This is a genomic window from Rhodanobacter sp. 7MK24, from assembly GCF_014842995.1.
GTDB lineage: Bacteria > Pseudomonadota > Gammaproteobacteria > Xanthomonadales > Rhodanobacteraceae > Rhodanobacter_A.
Genome location: NZ_JACYXL010000001.1, coordinates 556319 through 571524, shown reverse-complemented (window position 1 = coordinate 571524; position 15206 = coordinate 556319). Strand labels below are relative to the sequence as shown.

The window sequence follows — 15206 nt, the reverse complement described above, 5'->3', positions numbered from 1 at the left end:
AGCGACACTGCTGCTGGATCCTGGCCTGCGCCGGGATGACGAGCGAAATCAGGGCTCCATCAAGCTTTCATCGCCCGCGCATGCCAGGCGATGTGCTCGCCGATGAAGCTGGCCACGAAGTAGTAGCTGTGGTCGTAGCCTGGATGCAGGCGCAGGGTCAGCGGATGGTTCGCCTTCGCGCAGGCTTCGCGCAGCAATTCCGGCTTGAGCTGCGTGGCGAGGAATTCATCGACCTCACCCTGGTCTACCAGCAGCGGCAACCGCTCGCTGGCCGTCTTCAGCAGCCCGGTGGCGTCATGGCGTGCCCATTGCGCACGGTCCGGACCGAGATAAGCCGAGAAGGCCTTCTCGCCCCAGGGCACCTTTGCGGGTGCAACGATGGGTGAAAACGCCGACACGCTGCGGTACCGCCCCGGATTGCCCAGGGCGATCGTCAGCGCGCCATGCCCGCCCATCGAATGTCCGCTGATGCCACGCGCATCGTTGACGGAGAAATTGGCCTCCACCAGCGCAGGCAGCTCGTCCACCACGTAGTCGCGCATGCGGTAATGCGCCGCCCATGGCTGCTCGGTGGCGTTGAGATAGAAGCCCGCACCCTGGCCTAGGTCATACGCCGGATCATCCGCCACGCCCTCGCCGCGCGGACTGGTGTCCGGCGCCACCACGACCACGCCATGTTCGGCCGCGTAGCGCTGTGCGCCGGCCTTGGCGATGAAGTTCTGTTCAGTGCAGGTGAGGCCCGACAGCCAGTACAGCACCGGCAGTCGCTCCTGCCCCGCCTGCGGCGGCAGGTAGACGGCGAAGTTCATCGTGCAGCCCAGGACAGCCGAGTCGTGGCGGTACACGTCCTGCCAGCCGCCGAAGCAGGCGCGGTGTTCGATGCGCTCAAGGTTCATAGGATTCTCCCTATCAAGAAAGCTTTGATTTTGCTCGTCATCCCTGGAGGCGCTTCTCAACTGCCGAATGGCTGATCAAGCAAGAATCCAGCGGCTTTGCATTCGAGGCGTTGCAGGCGACGGACCCCGGCTTTCGCCGGAATGACGAGCAAGAAGCCGTTTAATCCGAGCCGCCTCGACTGCTCCTTCTCCCTTCGGGAGACAAATCGGCAGGGAAGCCGATTTGCCCGGCGAAAACCGCCCGAAGGATGAGGTACATGGATGTGCCGCATGACGGCGCCCAACACTAGGTGAGCTTACGGTCGAAGCGCAGCGCTCCATCCATATCCTCACTCCCATCTCGCTCCTTGGAGGAGATGGGCTTGCCGTCAGTAATGAATGACCGAACGGATCGACTTGCCTTCGTGCATCAGCTCGAAGGCGTGATTGATTCCGTCCAGTGCCATGGTGTGGGTGACGAACGGCGCCAGCTCGATCTCGCCCTTCATCGCGTCCTCCACCATGCCGGGCAACTGGCTGCGGCCCTTCACGCCGCCGAACGCGGTGCCCATCCACTTGCGGCCGGTGACCAGTTGGAACGGGCGCGTGGCGATTTCCTGGCCTGCGCCGGCCACGCCGATGATGATGCTCTGGCCCCAGCCGCGATGCGCGCATTCCAGTGCCGCGCGCATCACGTTGACGTTGCCGATGCACTCGAAGCTGTGGTCCACGCCCCAGCCGGTCATCTCCACGATCACCTGCTGGACCGGCTTGTCGTGATCCTTCGGGTTGACGCAATCGGTGGCGCCCATCGAACGCGCCAGCTCGAATTTGGCCGGGTTGGTGTCGACCGCGATGATGCGGGCCGCCTTCGCCTGGCGTGCGCCCTGCACCACGGCCAGGCCGATGCCGCCGAGGCCGAACACCGCCACGCTGTCGCCTTCCTGCACCTTGGCGGTGTTGTGCACCGCGCCGATGCCGGTGGTGACGCCGCAGCCCAGCAGGCAGACCTGCTCGTGATCCGCCTGCGGATTGATCTTCGCCAGCGACACTTCCGCGACGACGGTGTACTCGCTGAAGGTGGAGCAGCCCATGTAGTGGTAGATCGGTTGGCCGTTGTACGAAAAGCGCGTGGTGCCATCCGGCATCACGCCCTTGCCCTGGGTGGCGCGCACAGCCACACACAGGTTGGTCTTGCCGCTCTTGCAGAACAGGCATTCGCCGCATTCGGCCGTGTACAGCGGAATCACATGGTCGCCCGGCTTCACTGAAGTGACGCCCTCGCCCACTTCCATCACCACGCCCGCACCCTCGTGGCCGAGCACGCAGGGGAACAGGCCTTCCGGATCGTCGCCGGATAGCGTGAACGCATCGGTGTGGCAGACGCCGGTGTGGCTGATCTTCACCAGCACCTCGCCCTTCTTCGGCGGGGCCACGTCGATCTCGACGATCTCCAGCGGCTTGCCCGGGGCAAAGGCGACGGCGGCACGGGATTTCATGGCGGTACTCCTGCAGGGAATCGATGGTTCAGCCGACGCAACCGCCGGCTACTTGAGATAAGTGCGCAGCAAGGCGATGGTCTGCTCCATTGCCGCCGCGTCATTTGTTTTTGTCGCGCGGCGCCTAGGTCCTGCACGGGGTACGAGGCTGGCGCGCAGATGGCTTTCCAGCACCTCGCCCAGTAACCCGTTCACCGCGCCGCGGATCGCCGCGATCTGCTGCAGCACGGCGCCACAGTCCACCTCCTGCTCCAGCGCTTGCGCCAGCGCGTCCAGCTGACCGTCGATACGGCGCACGCGCACGAGTGCCCGCTTCTTCTCGTGAGTCGAGTACGGCATGGACGTTCGCCTCTGATACTCAGGGGGAGTATAGGCCATCTAGTCATCACAGCCAGGGCGAAGGTGCGGACGAACGATGCGCATGAAAAAAGCGCACGGCCCGCGCCGCGCGCTTTTGGATGGGATGCCGAAGCGAACCTATGCCGGAGTCAGGCTACGCCCGATGCAGTGACCTGCCGCATGCGCCGCTCGATACCGAACGCGTAATAGGCCACGGTGAGCAGCGCGATCCATGCCACGCCCACGTAGAGCGCCACGCGGGTATCGGGGCTGTAGCCCAGCATCACCCACACGAAAGCGAGGAAGGCCAGGCACACCACGCTGGACAGCGGCCACACGCGCAGGCGGAAACCCAGCGGCTGCGCCTGGCGGCGACGGAAGCTCCAGTGCGCCACCAGCACCATGCCCCAGGTCCACACGGTGTTGAACGCGAGGATGGACATCATCATGCCGAAGATGCGCCCAGGCACCAGGTAGTTCATCAGCACGCCGAACAGCAGGAACGCCATCGTCACCAGCACGCCGCGCACCGGCACGCCTTGCGTGCTGGTGCGGCCCATTGCTGCTGGCGCCTGTCCCTTGGTGGCGAGGCTGTGCAGCATGCGGCTGCCACTGAAGGTGGTGGAGTTGAAGCTGGACAGCGCCGCGGTAATCACCACGAAGTTGATCAGCCCCGCCGCACTGGGAATGCCAAGCCGCGCGAAGGTGGTGACGAACGGGCTGCTGTTCGCATCCAGCTCGTTCCACGGATAGATCGCCATGATCACGAACAGCGAGCCGATGTAGAAGATCAGGATGCGCCAGATCACCGAGTTCACCGCGCGCGGGATCGTGCATTCCGGCTGTGCGGCCTCGGCTGCCGCCATGCCGATGGTCTCGATGCCGCCGAAAGAAAACACCAGCACCGGCAACGCCAGCACCATGCCGGTGACGCCGTGCGGGAACCAGCCGCCGTGCGTCCACAGGTTGGACAGGCCCACCGGCGTGCCGTGGTTGCCCCAGCCTAGCCAGATCATCGCGAAACCGCCGGCGATCATCAGCACCACGGTAAGCACCTTGATCAGCGAGAACCAGAACTCCAGCTCGCCGTACACCTTCACTGCCAGCAGGTTCAGTCCGCCGATCATCGCCACGCTGGCGAAAGCCCAGATCCACTGCGGCGAAGCGGGAAACCAGGTCTTCATGTAGATGCCCACCGCCGTGCTCTCGACGATGCCTACGCCCATCATCAGGATCCAGTAGTTCCAGCCGGTGAGGTAACCGGCGAACGGCCCGAGGTATTTGTGCGCATAGGCGCTGAAGGAGCCGGCAATGGGCTCGTGCGCCGCCATCTCGCCCAACGCGCGCATGATGATGAAGATCATCGCGCCGCAGATCAGGTAGGCGAACAGCACCGACGGCCCGGCCAGCTTGATCGTGCTGCCCGAACCGAGGAACAGCCCGGCGCCTATGCACATGCCCAGCGCCATGAAAGTGATGTGGCGCGGCGTGAGGCGGCGCTGCAGGTCTTGGCTCATGCGTTTCCCTGTAATCAGCGCAGCAATTGGCGCTTCGGTTTCAGCGGCAGGCGGCCGCGCCAGTACTGGATCATGACATAGCCGCCGACCATGCCGCCGAGGTGCGCGAAATGCGCCACGCCGGCCTGCGTGCCGGTGACGCCCAGCACCAGTTCCACCGCCGCATAGCCGATCACGAAAAGCCACGCCGGCATCGGGATCGGCAGGAAGATCAGGAACACCTTCTCCTTCGGGTACAGCATGCCGAAGGCCAGCAGCAGGCCGAAGATCGCGCCCGAAGCGCCAATGGTCGGATAGACACCGTGGGTGAAGAACTTCACCACCAGCAGCTGTGCTACCGCTGCGATGACCGCGCAGACGAAGTAGTACACGGTGAAGTTGCGTGCGCCGAAGGTACGCTCGATCACCCCGCCGAACATGTACAGCGCCATCATGTTGAACAGAATGTGGGTGTAGCCGCCGTGCATAAACGCGTAGGTGACCACCTGCCAGAACCGGAAGCCCACCGTGATGACCTGGCCGCCCGCCACCGCACCGGTCACGTCCGGCCCCAGCGGCCACAAAGCGAAGTACCGGCTCAGCGCCAGGGTGTCCACGTCGTGCAGGAACAATTGCAGTGCGAACACCAGCACATTGGCGATCAGCAGATTGCGGGTAACCGGCGGAAGATTGGGCATGCAGAAGTGCAATAGAGGCAATGCGCTAGCGTAACGTCTGCGTCGGTCGCTCGCCATGCTCGGACAGCCCCAAGACAAAACGACAGGATTACCGTTTTGCGCGCCCGCAACGTGTCCACAGACTGGCGCACCTGGATGCGCGCCATGAAAAAGCCGCCACGCGGGCGGCTTCAACGAATGGCGATGCGGCCAGGATCAACCGTTGCCGCCACCGGTCAGCGCCAGCATGCCGTCTGGGCGCTTGGCGCCGACAAAGCGCTTGGCCCAGTAGGCCTCATCGAGGCTGGAGATCTGCACCCGCTTGCCGTAGGTCGGCGCATGGATGAACTGGCCGTTGGAAATGTAGATGCCCACGTGGCTGATGCCACCGTGACGACGACCGCCGGTATGGAAGAACACGAGGTCGCCCGGCTTCATGTCCGCGCGATTCACCTTGAGACCGTCGAGGAATTGCGAGGCGGAATTGGCCGGCAACTGCACGCCGATCGCGTGAGCGAACACGTAGCGCACAAAACCGCTGCAATCGAAGCCGGTGGACGGGCTCTTGCCGCCGCGCACGTAACGCACGTTGCGCAGGTTCATCGCCAGGTCGATCAGGGACTTGCGCAGGTCGCTGATGTTGTCGACCTGCATGTCGGCATCACCCTCCGCCTGACCTTCGGTCGCCTTCGCGACTTCGGCCACGGCCGGAGCAGCGGCTACCGGTGCGAGCACGCTGTGCTCGACGCCGAAGGCCGGCGCCGCATTGCCGCCAAAACCCGCCAGGTTGGGCGAGGCCAGGGCCGGCATCGGGCTGAGGGCAAACCACGGATTCAGCGACAGCGGGGAAGCGAGAACGCCGGGAACCTGCGAGTAATGATTGTCGACCGAGGCTTTGGCAACGACATGGGAACGGCGGGACTGGGTGTGGTGCTTCAGGACGCGATGGGTCGTCGCATGCGAAGGAGTGGCCAGCAGCAGCATCGGAACGAGCGCGGCAACACCGGTCAATCGCTGGATTGGCATGAGGCGGTAACCCCTACGGTTCTCGGAGGCGCCACCTGACGTGCGGGTGACGTGACGAAGGGGTGAACTTACCAAGACGGTTCCGCGAGGTTGTTGGATCGAGGTTAACTGAACTCTGTCGTTCGCAAACAACCGATACACCCGTCACATCCGAAAAACGGCAGATTCTTCCGAAAATTGTCCAATCCGACCCGAAACCGGGGGTTTCGGGTCGGATTTCCGATTTGTTTCAAAGATCGGCCTACACCGGGCGGCGTCCGAAGATCGCACTGCCGATGCGCACTTCGGTGGCGCCTTCGGCGATCGCCAACGGGAAATCGCCGCTCATGCCCATGGAAAGCCTCGGCAGGTCATGGCCTTGCGCCTGGGCTGTATCGCGCAGCTCCCGCAGTTCGCGGAAGCAGGCGCGCACCTCGGCCGGGTCGTCGCTATGGGTGGCGAGAGTCATCAGGCCACGCACGCGCAAGGTCTCGTAGTGCGCGAGGCTGTCCAGGAAGGCCGGCAATGCATCGGGCGACAGGCCATGCTTGCTTTCCTCGGGGGAAGTTTTCACCTGTACCAGCACGTCCAGACGGCGCCCTTCGGCCTGCAGGCGGCGGTGCAATGCATCGGCGAGTTCGATACGGTCCAGCGACTGCACCTCGCTGGCCAGCCGCGCCACTTCCTTGGCCTTGTTGGTCTGCAGGTGACCGATCACCACCCAGGCAATGCCGCAGTCGGCCAGCGGGCCGGATTTGTCGCGGATCTCCTGCACCTTGTTCTCGCCGAAACGGCGCAGACCCAACGCCACCGCCGCACGCACCACGTCGGCGTCGAAGGTCTTGCTGACAGGCAGGATGGAGACTTCGGCGGGATCGCGCCCGGCAGCGCGGCAGGCCTCGTCCACGCGATGGCGGACGTCGGCCCAGTTGGCAGCGAGGTGGGAATGATCCATGAGCCTTTACCTCCTCTCCCAGCGGGAAGAGGGAGAAAACCGCATCAGTCCTTCGCGCCCTGCGCATAGTGCTTGGCCACCACCTCGGCCACCACCGCCGACACCTTCTTGCCGGTGGGAATATGCAGGAATTCGTTGGGGCCATGCGCGTTGGAGTGCGGACCCAGCACGCCGGTGATCAGGAACTGCGCCTGGGGGAACTTCTCGCCCAGCATGCCCATGAACGGGATGGAACCGCCCTCGCCCATGTAGGTGGCCGGTGCGCCGAACTGGTTCATCGACGCCTCGTCCACCGCCTGGGCGAGCCACGGCGACAGCGCCGGCGCATTCCAGCCGCTGCCGTCCTTCTCCAGGTCGAAGCTGACCTTGGCACCGTAGGGCGGGTCCTTTTCCAGCAACTGCTTGAGGAGCTGGCCGGCCTTCTTCGCGTCCAGCGTAGGCGGCACGCGCAGGCTCAGCTTCACCGCGGTGAACGGGCGCAGCACGTTGCCGGCGCTGTCCAGCGGCGGGATGCCGCCGATGCCGGTGACCGCCAGCTGCGGGCGCCAGGTGCGGTTGAGCACCAGCTCCGGTAGCTCGTGCGTGACCGGCTGCATGCCTTCAGCCCAGGGAAACTTGCTGTAGATGTCGCTACCCAGCACGGTGGCCGCGTGCTTCGCCTGCTCCACGCGCTGGGCGGGAATCTCGACGTAGAGCTCCTTCGGCTTGATCGTGCCGGTTTCCGGATCCTCCAGCCGCGACAGGATCTCGCGCAGGATGCGGAAGCTGGATGGCACCACGCCCGAGGCGTCGCCCGAATGCACACCCTCTTCCAGCACCTGCACAGTGAGGTTGCCGCCGGTCATGCCGCGCAGCGAGGTGGTGAGCCAGAGCTGCTCATAGTTGCCGCAGCCCGAGTCCAGGCACACCACCAGCGACGGGTTGCCGATGCGCGCGGCAAGGTGGTCGACGTAATACGGCAGGTCGTAACTGCCCGATTCCTCGCAGGCCTCGATCAGGATCACGCAGCGCGCATGCGGCACGCCCTGCTCGCGCAGCGCCAGCAATGCCGCCAGCGAGCCGAAGATGGCGTAGCCGTCGTCCGCGCCACCGCGTCCGTAAAGCTTGTCGCCCTTCAGCACCGGCGTCCATGGACCCAGGCCCTCGGCCCAGCCGGTCATCTCCGGCTGCTTGTCCAGATGGCCGTACAGCACCGCGGTGTCGTTGCTGGCGCCTGTAGCCGGCACCTCGATGTAGATGAGCGGCGTGCGCCCTTCCAGCTGCACCACCTCCAGCGTGGCACCCGGCAACGCGGCTAGCTTGGACTGCGCCCAGTCGCTCATCAGCTTCACCGCCGCGTCCATATGACCGTGCGCCTTCCAGTCCTTGTCGAACATCGGCGACTTGTTGGGAATGCGGATGTATTCCACCAGCCTGGGCACGATCTCCTCGTCCCACAGGCCGCTGACGAAGCGGGAAAGGCGGGCGGTATCCATGGGCACTCCGGAAACGTGGGGAAGACGGACATTCTAGCAAGCCGCCAATGCAAGCCTGCCCTACACTGGCGCCCCGCTCCGACCGGTCCCGCCATGATCCTGCCGCGCTACCACATCGCCGCCTCACGCATCCCCGGTGCAGGCAAGGGCCTCTTTCTCGACGAGACGGTGCGCGCCGGCAGCATCCTCACCGCGCCCGACGCCATCAACCAGACCTTCCGGCACGCCGAATTCGACCTGCCGGAACTGGCCAAGCTGAAGTACGCCAGCGCGCGCTGGTTCGAGGACCGCTACACCGTGTCGCCGGACTGGCCCGACGAGTGCTACATCAACCATAGTTTCCAGCCCAACGGGCTATGGCATCTCGGCTTCGTGTTCGCCTTGGCCGACCTGCCCGTGGACAGCGAGATCACCGTGGACTACCGCCACCTGCTCCCCCCCGGCGAGACCGAGGATTTTGCGGATGCAGCAACTGGTGAGACAATCGTCGGCTTGTCCTGGACGGAAAGCCTCGCTTCGAGCACCCGCGCATTAGCGGCGTTGCTCGAAGGCACGTGATTTGCTTCTGAATTTGACATGATCAACATTCCCACCATCGAGACGGCGCGCCTGCGCCTGACTGCGCTCACCGAGCGCCATTTCGACGACTACGCCACGATGCTGGCCGACCCGGCCAGCACCCGCTACATCGGCGATGGCCAGCCGCTGGACCGCACCAACGCCTGGCGTTCGCTGGCGATGCTGCTGGGCCACTGGCAATTGCGCGGCTATGGCATGTGGGCGTTGGAACTGAAGGCCACCGGCGAGTTCATCGGCCGCGCCGGCCTGTTCCAGCCCGAAGGCTGGCCTGACCTGGAGCTGGGCTGGATGCTCAAGCCCGAGCACCGCCACCATGGCTACGCCACCGAAGCTGGCACCGCGGTGCTGGACTTCGCCTGGAACCAGTTGCGCGCACAGCGCGTGATCAGCCTGGTGCGGGTGGGCAACGAAGCCTCCGACCGCGTGGCCGAACGCCTTGGCGGCGAACACATCGAGGATCGGGATTTCTACGGGTGCGATACGCATGTGTTTGCGTATTACCCACCGCATCGGGAGATCCGCCGCGTCGCTTGCGGTTGAGAGGCCTCCATCTTCCGTGAGCAGGTGCTCTGCGACAGTTTTGCTTCAGTGGCCCGATTCGCTTGCGGTGCCTGCCGTGAGCGACAGAGCGGCCTCGAGCGCCTGCCGGCGCCCGAGCTTCACTCTCAGCAGGTGGAAACAGTGGAAAACAGACGACGTCAACGCGCCGGCGCCAGCCGCGCCAGCGCGAACAGCCGCGCGATGCGCATCCACCCCAGCACCACCACGATCAACTGGCTGAGCAAAAGTCCCAACCAGAAGCCGCCATCCGCCGCCGTGGTGTGGATACGCGCGATGCCCAACACACCGGCAATCACCAGGCCAACCAGGCTCACTACCAGGTAGAACAGCAGTGTCTTCAATGGGCGGCGCAGCAGTTGCCGAATGCCGCGGCCAAAGGCGCGGGTGGCGGAGCGCAAACCGGAATCGGCGATGAAGGCTGCGCGGGTGGATTCCACGATGGCGTGCATCAGCACGAACACCACCAGCAGCACCCATTGCGCACCGTGCTGCCAGGCATCGGCCTGCGACTCCAGCACCGCCTGATCGGCATGCTTGTCGGCCATGTGCATGGCGACGCCAGCCACCAGGATCACCACCGCATAGGGCAAAAGCGACCACAACATCACGCGGAACATGCGACCGTATTCGATCCAGCCGCTCAACAGCAACGCGCCGAAATCGAGGCTGCGCCCGGCGCGTCCGCTGCCCACCGCCATGCCGTTGAGGAAGGGCGACAGCAGCAGGGCAAACACCAGACCCAGCAAGGAAGCACCGCTCAGCCACGCGACGTGCCCACCCATCGCGAACATCGCATCGCCGAACATCATGGGATCGAAGTGCCGTGCCCATGCATCGGCATGCACGGAGTGGTCGAGCAGGTTCGCGAGCGAGCGCCACAGCGGCAGCGCCACCATCGTGGCCGGCAGCAACATCAGCAGCAGCCACAGCAGCAGCAAACGCCATTGCACGGCCTCAGCCATCGCGGAGAACAGGGCGCCGAAGCCGGCGCGCGGGGCAGTCGTCCTGGCCATCATCACAGCGTCACCAGCATCGAGTAGAGGGTTTGCAGCAACGCGGCCGCGTCGGCCGTCCAGCGCCTGGAAGCAGCGCCGTTCGGTTTGGTCGAGAGGCTGTCGTTGAGTTTGTTGGCGTCGAGGTAAACCTGCTGGGCGGGATCAAGCTCGGCGGACACCACCTTGCTGGCCTTCTCGAATTCGAAGCGCGCCCAACGGCGATCGTCATCCCAGCGCACATCCTCGTGGCTGCCGTCGGCGAAGATGACATGCAAGGTCTCGGGCACGCGTGCGCCGTCGCGCAACACGGTCACCGTGCTGTGCCAGGGGAACGGCCCGCCGACGCCAGGCCTGGCGTCGGGATGGGCCTTTTTCCAATCCTCGCGCTGTTTGGCGACCTGCTTGTCCAACGCAGCCTGGTCGGCCATCGGCTTGCCGTCCTTCCACATCACGCCGGACGGCGGCAGCACCTCGTTCGTGTCGATGTCGATCACGCGGTCATCGATGTGTGCCGTGCCATACACCACCTCGTCGAAGATCTCGTTGACGTCCTTGGCATCGCCCGAGCCGTCGACGAGTGCCTGGCGCAGGTCGGCCACCGAGGGATGGCGGAAACTCCAGCGCTGGTAGTACAGGCGGATGGCCTTCTGCATCACCGGCTCGCCGATGCGCTGTTCGAGATCATGCATCGCCGTGGCGGTGCGCGTGTACACCGTGCCGTAGCTGGAACCGGAAAGCCTGTCCCAGCTGTTCTGCGCCAGCGGATCCTCGGGGCGCTGCAATTGCGCGCCCAGGCGCTCCATCTGGAATCCGCTCATTGCCGGCGCGACACCCAGCCACTTCATGAATGGCGTGGCGAGCACGAGGTCCTGCTTGCGCTCGCGCATCATGCGGTCGTCCCAATACTCGTTCATGCCCTCGTCGAGCATCGGCTCCTCGAACTCGTTGGAGGCGAGGATGCCGTAGAAATACCCATGGCCGAATTCGTGGATGTTCACGAAGTCGCTGCCGTACTGGCTGAGGGTGCCCGGCGTGACCTCCTTGTAGCCCTCGGACGTGAAGAAGGTCGGGTATTCCATGCCACCCGCCTCGTCCGCGTTGTACGGCGGTATCACCGCGGTGACCGTGTGGTAGGGATAGGGCGCGATGGTCTGCGAGAAATAGCCCAGCGCGTCGATGGTGGACTTCAGCGTGGGCGCGGCGCTGGCCGCGTATTCGGTCGGATAGATCACGCGCACGGCCACCGGCGGGCTGCCCGCGCCGGTATAGGTGCCGTCCATCGTCTTGTAGCCCTTGGCGGCCACCCAGGCGAAATCGTGCACATCGCCCTGCATGAAATGGTAGGTGGTGCGACCGTTCGCCGCCTGCGGCTCGCCCTGCAGCTGGCCCACCGCGCCCACGGTGTAGTCGCTGGGCACGTCGAGATGCACGTCGTAGCTGCCGAAGTCGGCGTAGAACTCGCTGTTGAAGTGGAACTCGTGCACGTTCCAGCGCGGCGCGGTGGCACCGCGTTCGCCCGCCAGTTCCAGCACGCCGATCTTGGGAAACCACTGGCCGACCAGGTTGAAGTCGCCCCACCAGCCGGTGCGCTCCACCACCCGCGGCAGCTGGCTGAGGAAATCGATGTCCAGCGCCAGCGTGGCACCTGCAGGCACCGGCTGGGCAAGGTCGATGCGCACCACGGTGTGGTCGCTGTCGGGGCCGCCATCGGGATGCACGAAACTCCACTTCAGCGCCGCACCTGCCTGCATCGCGTCCTTCAGCTCCGCATCGCCCTGCGTCACGCGCTGCAGGCGGACCCAGCCCCATTGTCCGTCCTTCAGCTCCGCATTGCCCCGTGAGCGGCCATGCGCGGTGAGCACCTTGCGCTCGGTGAACCAGGTGCTGCCATCACTCTCGAATGCATTGAGGTAGAGATGGAAATAGACATGACTGACCGGGCGGTCGCTGCGGTTGCGCCAGGTCATGTGTTCCTTGCCGGCCACCTGGTGCTTGGCCGCATCGAGGCTGGCATTGATGGTGTAGCTCACCACGCGGTCGGACAGTGTTGCCTCCTGGCCGGTGCGTGCGCCGCCCCAGGCGGTCGGCGCGCTTGGCGTGGTGATGATGGTCTGATGCGCCGGCGCAAACGGGATCGGCTCCAGCGCAGCCGTCACCGTACTTGCCGCGGGCGACGCCACCATGCTTCCCGCTGCTACGGGTGCCTGCTGCGCAAAGCCAGCACCGGTCGCGCACCAGCCCATGGCCACTGCGGCAAGCCACAGCCCGCCCCTGCCCCTGATCGACACCATTGCGCTCTCCCCGCGAGTGATTCGCCAGCGTGCACGCAGCGTGGCATCGCCGTCATAGGCCAAAGGTCATGCCTTGACGACGGAAAGATCCTGCCCGGCTCCTGCATAAGCCTGCACGGGAAGCCGTTTGCGAACGGGCTCATTGAAGAACGAGAACACGCCGGTAGACGGGCAGCCGTCCGCGCCGCCTTGCCGAGGCCCCATGCGGAATCGCGTGCAGGCTCTAAGCTACTGGACAGGTGGCGCATGGCAAGCTGTGCACCCCTTCATGCCGACGAACGGAACCCGAACCGCATGCGCATCCTGCTGGCCGAAGACGACCCCTCCATCGCCGAAGGCATCTGCGCGTCGTTGCGCCACAGCAACCACGCCGTGGATCATGTGGCCGGCGGCCAGCTGGCGGACGCCGCGCTGCGCGAGCACGACTACGACCTGCTGGTGCTGGACCTGGGTCTGCCGCAACTGGACGGCAGCGAAGTGCTGCGCCGGCTGCGCAGCCGCGGCGGCAGCGCGCCGGTACTGGTGGTAACGGCGCGCGACGGCCTGGACGAACGCATCCGCGTACTCGACCTCGGTGCCGACGACTACCTGGTCAAACCCTTCGAGCTCAGCGAGTTCGAGGCACGCGTGCGCGCCCTGCTCCGCCGCAGCAGCAGCCAGGGCGTGCCCGAGCTGAAGATCGGCCGGCTACGGCTGGATCTGCCCGGCCATCGCGCGTGGCTGGACGACGAGCCGCTGGAACTCACCGCCCGCGAGTTCGGCCTGCTCGAGGCACTGGCCATGCGCGCCGACCGCGTCACCAGCCGCGCGCAACTGATCGAAGCCTTATGCAGCTGGGACGAGGAGCTCACCGACAACGGGCTGGACATCGCCATCCATCGTCTGCGCCGCAAGCTCGAAGGCAGCGGCACCGGGGTGCGCACCATCCGCGGCCTGGGCTACCTGCTGGAAGAAAGTCCGGCCGACGGTGACCGCACGTGAGCCAGGCTCCCGCCCGCCGCCCCAGCCTGCGCCGCCGTTTGCTGGGTTTTCTGCTGATCCCGGTGACCATCCTGCTGGTGCTGGACATCCTGTTCACCTACGGCGTGGCGCTGGGCTATGCGAACCACGTACACGACCGTGACCTCGGCAACGACGCGCTGACGCTGGCCAAAATGATGGGTAGCGAGCAGCTGAGCGGCGAGCTGAGTCCGCAAGCGCGCTTCCTGCTGCAGTACGACCCCAACGGCGATGGTTACTTCAGTGTGGTCAGTCGCCAACGTGGCCTCGTCGCCGGCAATGGCCAACTGCCACAGGCACAGCGGATTCCGGCGATGGGCGCCAAACCCGAGCTGTTCGACACCCGCATGGAGAATCATCCGCTGCGCGCGGTCACGCTGACCGCACCATGGAACGGCCACCCCGGCGACGTCCTCGTCATCACCGTGGCCGAGACCCTCAGCGATCGCCATGCGCAAGCGCGCAGCATTCTGTACCTGGCGATCCTCACCCAGTCGCTGTTGATCGTGTGCGTGCTGTCGCTGGTGTGGTTCGGCGTCAACCACGGCCTGCGCGTGCTCGACCCGCTGACCCGGCGGCTTGCGCGCCGCAACCACGAACTCACGCCCATCGGCGGCCCGGACGTACCACAGGAAATCCTCCCCCTCACCCGCACCATCGACGCATTGTTCGCACGCCTGCGCGGCATGCTGGCGCTGCACGACCGCTTCATTGCCGACGCCGCGCACCAGTTGCGCACGCCGCTCACCGGCCTCGGCCTGCACGTGGAACGCGCGCTCGCCGATCCCGATCCGGCCAACGTGCGCGAAGCGCTTACCCACATCCGTCGCCTCAACCAGCGCGCCGCGCGCACCACCGCGCAGCTGCTGGCGCTGACCCGCGCACAGGCGCCTTCCACCGAAACCGTGGAACACGTGCCGCTGGATCTCGCACGCTGGGTTCCCGAGGCGGTGACGCAGCGCGTACACGATGCGCTGGCCGCCGGTATCGACCTCGGCTACCAGGGTCCTGAGCAAGCGCTAAGCATCCATGGGCATGCTGCAAGCTTGCACGACCTCCTGGACAACCTCATCGACAACTGCATTCGCTACGCCGGCCGCGGCAGCACCGTCACGGTGAGCCTGCAGGCGCGCACCGACGGCGGTGCCAACCTCATGGTGGAGGACAATGGCCCAGGTGTGCCACCCGAATTGGTACCCCGCCTGAGCGAACGCTTCTTCCGTGCGCCGGGCACCAGCGAGGAAGGCAGCGGACTGGGGCTGGCCATCGTGCAGCGCATCGCCGAACGCCATCGCGCCGAGGTGATCTACCGCCTGGCGGAGGAACACGGACTATGCGTGGAAGTGCGATTCCCCGCGCCGCGCCGGGGTCACGTCGCTGCTACGCAGGCCGAAGCGCCGGCGACGCGCTGACAGCTTCGGCGCCCGCCCTGTATCCTTGGCAGCTCCGCACGGTCGTTA

At 65.5% G+C, this 15206-nt stretch carries 14 protein-coding genes; 4 read left to right on the top strand and 10 right to left on the bottom strand.

The genetic code is table 11. The features are described from left to right. Nucleotides 1–59 precede the first annotated feature (59 nt). From fghA to IHE49_RS02600, 8 genes are all read right to left on the bottom strand, one after another. A complete protein-coding gene (gene fghA / locus IHE49_RS02635) occupies nucleotides 60–896 on the bottom strand; it encodes an S-formylglutathione hydrolase (protein ID WP_192154639.1) in 837 nt (278 codons plus the stop codon). Nucleotides 897–1264: 368 nt separating this feature from the next. Next, nucleotides 1265–2374, bottom strand: a complete 1110-nt coding sequence (locus IHE49_RS02630; RefSeq protein WP_192154637.1) for an S-(hydroxymethyl)glutathione dehydrogenase/class III alcohol dehydrogenase — start codon at nucleotides 2372–2374, stop codon at nucleotides 1265–1267. Nucleotides 2375–2422: 48 nt separating this feature from the next. Continuing rightward, complete coding sequence (locus tag IHE49_RS02625; RefSeq protein WP_192154635.1) at nucleotides 2423–2713, bottom strand: metal/formaldehyde-sensitive transcriptional repressor; 291 nt, start codon at nucleotides 2711–2713, stop codon at nucleotides 2423–2425. 149 nt (nucleotides 2714–2862) lie between these two features. Beyond that, complete coding sequence (locus IHE49_RS02620) at nucleotides 2863–4230, bottom strand: amino acid permease (protein ID WP_192154633.1); 1368 nt, start codon at nucleotides 4228–4230, stop codon at nucleotides 2863–2865. Between the two features lie 14 nt (nucleotides 4231–4244). Further along, nucleotides 4245–4907: a rhomboid family intramembrane serine protease gene (locus IHE49_RS02615; RefSeq protein ID WP_192154631.1), complete on the bottom strand. Its 663-nt coding sequence runs from the start codon at nucleotides 4905–4907 to the stop codon at nucleotides 4245–4247. A gap of 195 nt (nucleotides 4908–5102) precedes the next feature. Further along, nucleotides 5103–5912: a C40 family peptidase gene (locus IHE49_RS02610; RefSeq protein ID WP_343227526.1), complete on the bottom strand. Its 810-nt coding sequence runs from the start codon at nucleotides 5910–5912 to the stop codon at nucleotides 5103–5105. A 241-nt stretch (nucleotides 5913–6153) separates the two neighbouring features. Next, the gene (locus tag IHE49_RS02605) at nucleotides 6154–6846 is read right to left on the bottom strand and encodes a YggS family pyridoxal phosphate-dependent enzyme (RefSeq protein WP_192154630.1); all 693 of its coding nucleotides are present in this window, start codon (nucleotides 6844–6846) and stop codon (nucleotides 6154–6156) included. A 44-nt stretch (nucleotides 6847–6890) separates the two neighbouring features. After that, on the bottom strand, nucleotides 6891–8321 hold the full coding sequence (locus IHE49_RS02600; RefSeq protein ID WP_192154628.1) for a M20 family metallopeptidase: 1431 nt from the start codon (nucleotides 8319–8321) through the stop codon (nucleotides 6891–6893). 93 nt (nucleotides 8322–8414) lie between these two features. Here IHE49_RS02600 and IHE49_RS02595 point away from each other — a divergent pair, with 93 nt between their 5' ends. Continuing rightward, the gene (locus IHE49_RS02595; protein WP_192154626.1) at nucleotides 8415–8879 is read left to right on the top strand and encodes an SET domain-containing protein; all 465 of its coding nucleotides are present in this window, start codon (nucleotides 8415–8417) and stop codon (nucleotides 8877–8879) included. Between the two features lie 18 nt (nucleotides 8880–8897). Continuing rightward, on the top strand, nucleotides 8898–9440 hold the full coding sequence (locus IHE49_RS02590; RefSeq protein ID WP_192154624.1) for a GNAT family N-acetyltransferase: 543 nt from the start codon (nucleotides 8898–8900) through the stop codon (nucleotides 9438–9440). A 158-nt stretch (nucleotides 9441–9598) separates the two neighbouring features. Here the strand turns inward: IHE49_RS02590 and IHE49_RS02585 are convergent, their stop codons facing one another. Further along, nucleotides 9599–10474, bottom strand: coding sequence for a hypothetical protein (locus IHE49_RS02585; protein ID WP_343227525.1), 876 nt, complete (start codon nucleotides 10472–10474; stop codon nucleotides 9599–9601). 2 nt (nucleotides 10475–10476) lie between these two features. After that, nucleotides 10477–12747, bottom strand: a complete 2271-nt coding sequence (locus IHE49_RS02580) for a M1 family metallopeptidase (protein ID WP_343227524.1) — start codon at nucleotides 12745–12747, stop codon at nucleotides 10477–10479. Nucleotides 12748–13041: 294 nt separating this feature from the next. Here IHE49_RS02580 and IHE49_RS02575 point away from each other — a divergent pair, with 294 nt between their 5' ends. After that, nucleotides 13042–13728 (top strand): response regulator transcription factor, encoded by a 687-nt coding sequence (locus IHE49_RS02575; RefSeq protein WP_192154621.1) that lies wholly within the window; start codon nucleotides 13042–13044, stop codon nucleotides 13726–13728. Beyond that, entirely contained in the window at nucleotides 13725–15158 is a 1434-nt protein-coding gene (locus IHE49_RS02570) for a sensor histidine kinase (protein WP_192154619.1), read from the top strand. The genes IHE49_RS02575 and IHE49_RS02570 overlap by 4 nt, the downstream gene beginning before the upstream one ends. Nucleotides 15159–15206 lie beyond the last annotated feature (48 nt).